Source organism: Paracoccus niistensis (assembly GCF_042432925.1).
GTDB lineage: Bacteria > Pseudomonadota > Alphaproteobacteria > Rhodobacterales > Rhodobacteraceae > Paracoccus > Paracoccus niistensis.
The window spans coordinates 1-7,080 of the sequence record NZ_JBHLWE010000006.1; the positions used below are offsets into that span (position 1 = coordinate 1).

At 64.0% G+C, this 7,080-nt stretch carries 6 protein-coding genes and 1 pseudogene; 3 read left to right on the plus strand and 4 right to left on the minus strand.

Annotation, left to right across the window (positions count from 1 at the left end):
* Window positions 1–61 precede the first annotated feature (61 nt).
* From ACFFII_RS02110 to ACFFII_RS02120, 3 genes are all read right to left on the minus strand, one after another.
* Window positions 62–1,006 (minus strand): MvdC/MvdD family ATP grasp protein, encoded by a 945-nt coding sequence (locus ACFFII_RS02110; RefSeq protein ID WP_377697236.1) that lies wholly within the window; start codon window positions 1,004–1,006, stop codon window positions 62–64.
* 64 nt (window positions 1,007–1,070) lie between these two features.
* Window positions 1,071–2,588, minus strand: coding sequence for a zinc metalloprotease (locus tag ACFFII_RS02115; RefSeq protein ID WP_377697237.1), 1,518 nt, complete (start codon window positions 2,586–2,588; stop codon window positions 1,071–1,073).
* A gap of 62 nt (window positions 2,589–2,650) precedes the next feature.
* On the minus strand, window positions 2,651–2,971 hold the full coding sequence (locus ACFFII_RS02120; RefSeq protein WP_377697238.1) for a lipocalin-like domain-containing protein: 321 nt from the start codon (window positions 2,969–2,971) through the stop codon (window positions 2,651–2,653).
* A 763-nt stretch (window positions 2,972–3,734) separates the two neighbouring features.
* On the opposite strand from ACFFII_RS02120, the gene ACFFII_RS02125 reads away from it, so the two are divergent.
* Window positions 3,735–5,156 carry a PQQ-dependent sugar dehydrogenase gene (locus tag ACFFII_RS02125; RefSeq protein ID WP_377697239.1) on the plus strand — a complete coding sequence of 474 codons (1,422 nt, stop codon included), beginning with the start codon at window positions 3,735–3,737 and terminating at the stop codon, window positions 5,154–5,156.
* On the plus strand, window positions 5,153–5,827 hold the full coding sequence (locus ACFFII_RS02130) for a c-type cytochrome (RefSeq protein WP_377697240.1): 675 nt from the start codon (window positions 5,153–5,155) through the stop codon (window positions 5,825–5,827). Before ACFFII_RS02125 ends, ACFFII_RS02130 begins: the two co-directional genes overlap by 4 nt.
* A gap of 228 nt (window positions 5,828–6,055) precedes the next feature.
* Here ACFFII_RS02130 and ACFFII_RS02135 read toward each other — a convergent pair whose 3' ends face one another.
* Window positions 6,056–7,003 carry an IS110 family RNA-guided transposase gene (locus tag ACFFII_RS02135; protein WP_377697241.1) on the minus strand — a complete coding sequence of 316 codons (948 nt, stop codon included), beginning with the start codon at window positions 7,001–7,003 and terminating at the stop codon, window positions 6,056–6,058.
* Between ACFFII_RS02135 and ACFFII_RS02140 the strand changes: the two are divergent.
* Window positions 6,963–7,080: pseudogene (locus ACFFII_RS02140) on the plus strand (CDP-alcohol phosphatidyltransferase family protein); the annotation flags it as partial. The gene ACFFII_RS02135 and the pseudogene ACFFII_RS02140 overlap by 41 nt on opposite strands.

Below are 7,080 nucleotides of genomic sequence, written 5' to 3' on the forward strand. Positions count from 1 at the left end.
CATGCGTCGACCCCTCGCAGCCACCGTCATGTTCTGGCTATGAAGACAATGGGTCCTGAGCCTAACTCCTTTCGCGGTCGTGGCGTTCGAGACACGCGGCAATCGCCTCCGGGACAGGCTGGCCGGTGCGGTCGCAGGCAAATAGGTACTCTCCCGCAGGGTTCACTTCGAGGAAGACATGCCCCCCTTCAGGAGTCACCCGGAAATCCACCGCCCCGAAAGTCAGACCCATGAGATCCATCAGTTGCTGAAGTCGGGCAGCAACATCGTCCGGTAGCCGATAGGGCGTGACCGTGGCCGAGCCGAGGCCGCTGCGATAGTCCACCTGATGTTCGGGAGCCGAGCGGATCGCCGCAGTGAACATCTCTCCGTCAACAACCGTCGTGCGCAGGTCCAGGTCCGCCGGGACAAAGGTCTGGAAAATCACCGGGGCGAAGCGAACCGTGTCGATGCGCTCGAGATCGACCGGCTCGACCAAGGCAGTCTCTCGCGGAGCCTCGGCGATGTTGCGGAACGCCTTGCGGATGACGCGGCCCGGCCCATGCGCTTCGATGAAGCGGCGCGCTTCCTCGGGACAGTTGGTTACAAGCGTCTCCGGGATGTTGAGGCCAACCCGCTGGGCAAGTTGAAGCTGCCGCAGCTTGCGCTGCGCCGCCTCGTCCGCCAACGGTGGGTTCATCCAGAAACACTCCAGCGAATACCAGGTGCCCAGCAGGGCTTCATTCGATTCAGACCAAGCGAAAAGCCGCGACACTCCGTCGGCAAGTGCTGGATCCAGCCCCAGGGGGCGAAGACGGCGATACCAGACCGCGCCCACCGCAAGCAGGTCGACGTCGTTTCCGTCCGGATGGCGGAAGCCGAACTCAAAGCCAGCCGCGCCAGCCTTGACCGTCAGGCCAAGCCGGGATGGGAACCAAGCCGTGTCGACGACCGTGAAGGGCCGGGTCAGGTTCCGTGTCACACGGCGCACATGTTCGTTGTCGGTGAACGACACGATCAGGATCATGGCTGCACCCTGCTTTTCCAGACCGGCAATCTGGCGTTGGCTTCATGCGTTCGACAGGCCCGTCCTAAGCCGAGAGGCTGGTCAACTTCTGGTAGGTAGCTGCCAGTTGCTGAAGCATATGCTGCCCCTGCTGGTCGAGCAGCCCGGCTTGTCCAAGCTGGGATAGCGCGCCGATTATCTGGACATAAGCGGACAGGATTTCCTGCACAGCGTCTTGTCCCGCGGCTTGGTCCTGCCGTCCACCTGTTCCCAGCACAAAGGGTGTCTGCCCGGCCATCAGCGGGCCGGGTCCGCCCGGCAGACCGGGAAAGCCGCCAGGCCCCTCAACCAGGTCCTTCGGATTCTCGAAAAACTGCTTGGGTGGGTCGAAAACTGCTTCCTTTGGCCGGTCCTTGATCAGGTCCTTCACGCTCTCCTTCGGCGTCTCCTTCACGAAGTCCTTGGGGCGATCCTTCGGAAGGTCCTTAGCAAGGTCCTTTGGATTGTCCTTCACGAGTTCCTTGGGAAGCTCCTTGGGTGCATCCTTGGGCGGCTCCTTGATGATGTCCTTGCCAAGATCCTTCGGGCTATCCTTGATCGGCTCCTTGGTAGCTTCTTTGGGCAGAGGCTTTCCAATGATACCGCAAGGCACGGCCCGTCCGATCGTGCTGCGCGGTCCATCCAGGGCCGCCTGCATCCGTGTGACCTGACCGGCAGAGAACATCATCATCGCGGCGTCGTCGACATAGTCCATGTAGTTCATGAACATGTCGCCATTCGGCCCATTCGAACAGCTGATCGTCGGAAAGGACGGGGTGCCGAAGTTCGGGCCGCCCTGGTTCGGGGTGTCGTCCACGAAGTCGCTGCCGCTGCACCCATCGCCGTCGTCGCCCCAGATGTGGCGCAGGTTCAGCCAGTGCCCCACCTCATGCGTCGTTGTGCGGCCACGGTTGAACGGAGCCGCCGCTGTGCCGGTCGTCCCAAAGGCCGAATGCAGGATAACGACCCCGTCTGTCGCGGAAGGTCCTCCGGGAAATTGTGCATACCCAAGCAAACCGCCGCCCAATTGGCAGACCCAGATGTTAAGATATTCGTTGCTTGGCCATGCGTCAGCACCGCCGCTGACCGCGGACTTCACTGCGTCATCGTCCGAGAATGCAGCCACCTCTGTCTGTGTGCGCGTGACGCCGTCCGTGGGCGCGCCGCTCGGATCGCTGGCGGCCAAGCGAAAGGTGATGCGGGCGTCTGCGGCGACCGGACCGAAGGGCACGGGAACGCTGCCGATATCGGCGTTCCTCTTACGAAAATCCTCGTTGAGGACCCGGATCTGGCTTTCAATCTGTGCCTGGCTGATGTTCTGCTCTGGCCGATTGTGGACCACGTGCACCACCACCGGTATTTCGATGCAGCCGGTGCGCTGTGCCATGAACATATGCTGCGCCCGGAAGGCCTGCTCCTCGATCCGCTCCCGGGCCTCTGCATAGCGCGGAACAGTATCGAGCAGCCGCCGATGGACGCTCATTGTGCCGCAGGTTCGACGCCGCGGAGGCATCTCCCCTGCGGCTTCATCATCTGCCGCATCATGATCATTGTTCTCGGCCATGACAGGTCTCCTTCAAGGATGGTTGCCATCAGGTTCGGGCAGGCGACCTTGCCGGCATGCACCTATTGCCGGATCAGGATCATCCGGTCTTCGCTCAACTCCTCGATCTTGTATCGTCCCTCCCACCCCGGCGCCGACAATGTCAGGATGTCGCCTTCGAGGCTCCACGACCCTGCTCCGCCATCTTCGGGTACCAGACGATCTGTAGGACCGGGCCTGCGTCCCTGAGCGTTGCTTTGGGGATCAAGGACAAGGCTGCGGCGTCCCCGCGCCGGCGGAATTGGGGCCGAGAACTGCCGCAGCACGATGCGATCACCCTCGTTTTCTTCGCGGAGCTCCACCCAGTGGCGGGGAACCAGAGCCCGGTCGACCATAATGTGCATCCCCAGATTGTTTCGGAATGCAAACGACTCAACGCTTTAGGTGGATCGTATCATATTTGACATCTCTCCCAAATAGAGATGCAAGGCCGGATCTGTGGATAGCCCACTTCTTGGACTATCGAAGGGTCCAGTCGACGGACATCTTCGGCTTACTTCCGAACGAATTCAACCGCCGCAGCATGCTCAGCCATATCCGATCCGGCAGCCGTCCGGATTTCATTACAAATGCCGTGCGCTATTGCATCGCTGCGGTCGAGGCCGGGACCATACGCCTTGTGTGTCTCACCCCTACCATAGATGCCCCATCACCGGTCCCGGCCAGGACCGGTGATGGGGTGGGATACAGCGCCAAACACCTTGTGGGATGATCACGCTATCTAGCGGGCTGATCCCGCCGCTCTCCACCGTCTCGAACAGTTGACGGCGGCCCGTTCTGTGGGTCCGCGAAGCATAAGGAAGAGAGAGTGAGATGACAGCAGCGGCGACACTGGTCGGGATAGATGTATTCCGCGACTGGCTCGATGGCTTCTGTCTGCCGTGTGGTCGCCGGTTCAGGCTCCCGAACTCGCCGGAAGGCTAGGTCAGCGGCTAGGGCGGGGCAGCGGCCTTCTGAGCGGCCCTCCTGCAGCGGAATGGTTGCTGGCTGACTGGGGCCGGCCTCACTTTCAGACGGCCTACGACCTGCAGGTGATTGACCGGCGGACAAGCGGCAACGCAATCTCGGTTCTGCGATGCTCACGCATCGCTCTGGGAGGAGATGGACATGAACTCGTTCCTGCGCGGCGCCCTTGCGGCGCTGCTGGCGACTACGACCGCATCATCAGCCTTTGCCCAAAGCCCAGCACCCGCTACTGGCGCCGAGGCCAACGTGCCGTCCAGCGGGGCAGCACCTGTGCAGGCGGCAGGGGATGGCGCCGCGTCCGACGCGGCAGGCTCGCCACCCGCCTCACCATCGGCAGAGGCCCCCGCGGGCGAGACGGCCACCTCGACATCGCCGGGCGATCCCAGCCTCGAGCGATTGTCGAACTTCCAGAAAACCGGCGGCGAGACGCAGTTCACCACAATCGAGCAGACCGGCGCCTTCGCTGACGGCATCAAGACGACGCTGGAGCGGATTACCTTGCCGGACGGCTTCAGGATCGCGCTCTACGCCGTCGTCCCGGATGCGCGTCACATGGCCGTGGGGCCTCAGGGCATTGTTACCTTTGTCGGCACGCGCAAGGACAAGGTCTGGGCGGTCACCGATCGCAACAAGGACCGCATTGCCGACGAGGTGAAGGACTTCGCCCCATCCCTCAAGTTCACGGTTCCAAACGGACCCTGCTTTTCGCCCGAGGGCATCCTCTACATCGCCGAACAAAACCGCGTGCTGAACTTCCCGGCGGCCGAGTTCTTCTATGAAGGCACCGACGTTGCGGCCTTCGCCACCGTGCCTCAGGGCGAGCTGATCCCGCCGGCGGAGGAAAGCTTCAACCACACCGCCCGGGTCTGCCGGATCGGACCGGACGGCAAGCTCTACATTTCGCTGGGCCAGCCCTTCAACGTTCCGGCACCCGAGAAGCTTGACCTTTATCGCGAGCATGGCATCGGCGGCATCATCCGCATGAACCAGGATGGCTCCGAGCGCGAGGTCTTCACCTACGGCGTTCGCAACTCTGTCGGTCACGACTTCGACCCGAAGACCGGGGAGCTGTGGTTCACCGACAATCAGGTCGACGGGATGGGCGACGATCAGCCACCGGGCGAACTGAACCACCAGACCGCCCCCGGCCAGCACTTCGGCTTCCCCTGGTATGGCGGCGGCGACGTGCGGACCGTGGAATATGCCAATGAGGAGCCGCCTGCCGACGTGGTCTTCCCGGCGGTCGAGATGGCGCCGCATGCAGCCGACCTCGGCATGACCTTCTACACGGGCAACATGTTCCCCGAAGAGTACCGCGGCGCCATCTTCTCGGCCCAGCACGGCTCGTGGAACCGCACCACGCCGGTTGGTGCGCGGGTGATGGTGACCCGGATCGCCGAAGACGGCACCGCCACGACCGAGCCCTTCGCCGAGGGTTGGATCGACGAATCCGGCGAATATCTGGGTCGGCCGGTAGACGTGGCCCAGCTTCGCGACGGTTCGCTTCTCGTCTCCGACGACCTCGTGGGTGCGGTGTATCGCATCTGGTACGAGGGACAATGAAGGGGAGCACGCTCATCCGGGCCGCGGCGGTCGCCGCCGCGGCGCTCGCGCCCCTGCCCGGCGCGGCACAGGACGCGCCGGCGGAAGCTTCTGCAGGCGCAGGAGGAGCAGAGGCTGCAAAGCCCGTCGCCGACAGCGATGCACTGGCGCAGATGGCGGCATCCCTGCCGGAGGGCGATGCCGAGCGTGGCAAGGCGGTTGCCGGCCAGTGCCGCACCTGCCACGGGCTGAACGGCATTGCCACGATGCCGCAGGCGCCCAATATCGGTGCCGAGCAGGCCGACTATCTCGAGCGGCAACTGCTCGCCTTCCGCTCCGGTGCGCGGGTCAACGAGATGATGACCGTGGTCGCCCGCGGCCTCGACGATCAGGAAATCGCCGATGCGGCCAGCTGGTTCGCCGCCCAGCGCCTTGTGGCCATGCCGCCCGACGGGCGCACGGTGCCAGAGCTCTGCGTGGCCTGCCACGGGGCGGACGGCATCGCGGCGATCCCCGAGGCGCCGAACCTCGCAGGCGAGTCCGCGATCTACATCGAGGCGCAGGTCAAGGCGTTCCGGAACGGCCAGCGTGCCGACCCGCTGATGTCGCCGGTTGCCATGGCCATGACGCCTGAGGAACTGGCCGAAGCAGCGGCCTTCTATGGGGCCGTCAGGCTTGTCCCGGCCCCGTGAGATCGCTTGGCGACCCATAACTTGCCATAAAACAGAATATGCAGGGAGGAAACAAAACATAGCAAATGCAAACCCTGATCCCATGACCCACATGGCCGGGCCTGCGCGGCGGTGCCGCCGGCGGGGCTGTCGCCGTGGTCTTGACCGTGCTGGCGGTCTTGGCGCAGTCGCCCTTGGTTAGCAACTGTGTCTATGCGCCGGTCTGATGCTGCCATGGTGTGCCGTTTTTCAGGACGGCATTCGCGATGGTGATGAGCTGCCTGGCGATCGCGATGATACCAGCTTGTGCGGCTTGCCCTTTTCCTTGAGGCGCTTGGCAATGGGCTTCAGCGCCGGGTTGTGACATGCGGCCGCGAGTGCGGCCTGGAACAGCACGTGTCGTAAGGCGCGTCGTCCTCCCGCGATCATGCGGCGGCCACGCATCGCGCCGCTGTTATGGGGCACGGCCGCCAGGCCGGTCATCGAGGCCGCCTCGCCTGCCGTCATGCGACCGAGTTCCGGCATCTCGGCCAGCAGCATAGCCGCGGAAATCGGTCCGATCCCGGGAATGGAGCGGAGCAGATCCGCCTTGGCCGCAATGACCTTCTGCTGCGCAAGGATGCCGGCAATCCGCAGTTCCAGCTCACGGATCTGGGCCTCGAGCATGGTCCTGAGATCCGCATCCATGGCCTCCAGGTCTGCGGCGATGCCCTGTCTTGTTCGCGCGCTGATCTGGGCCACGAGCCGCTTGCGCATTTCGACGATCTGGGTCCTGCGTGTCGTCAGGGCCCTGAGAACCCGCAGCTTCTCCTCCGGCAGCCGCCGCCCGGCCTCGGGGCGGAAGGCCATGAACCGGGCAATGAGTTCGGCATCGACCCGGTCGGTTTTTGCACGCTTTCCCCTGGAAAGGGCGAAGGCCTTGATCTGGGCCGGGGACAACTGCACGGCCTCTGTTCCCGCCGTGACAAGCCGCGTCCAGAGTGCCCACTCCTGACCACCTGTAGCCTCGAAGCCGACCCTCGAAGGCGCGGGCAGATCCTGGAGGATCTCCGCCAGGCGGGCATGGCCTTCCGGCGAGTTCGGGAGCGTGAACCGGCGGCCACATGGCAGGCAGAAGCCATCGAGCCAGTCGCGGGAGACATCTATCCCGACCAGTGTCGACGGGCGGCTCGCGCGGCTTCTGGGCAGTTCCAGCAAGATGGGAGCGGAACTGGACTCGCTGGCCGATTTCCTGAACTTCGGGGTGGCCGCGCCGCTGACGCTGTATTTCTGGG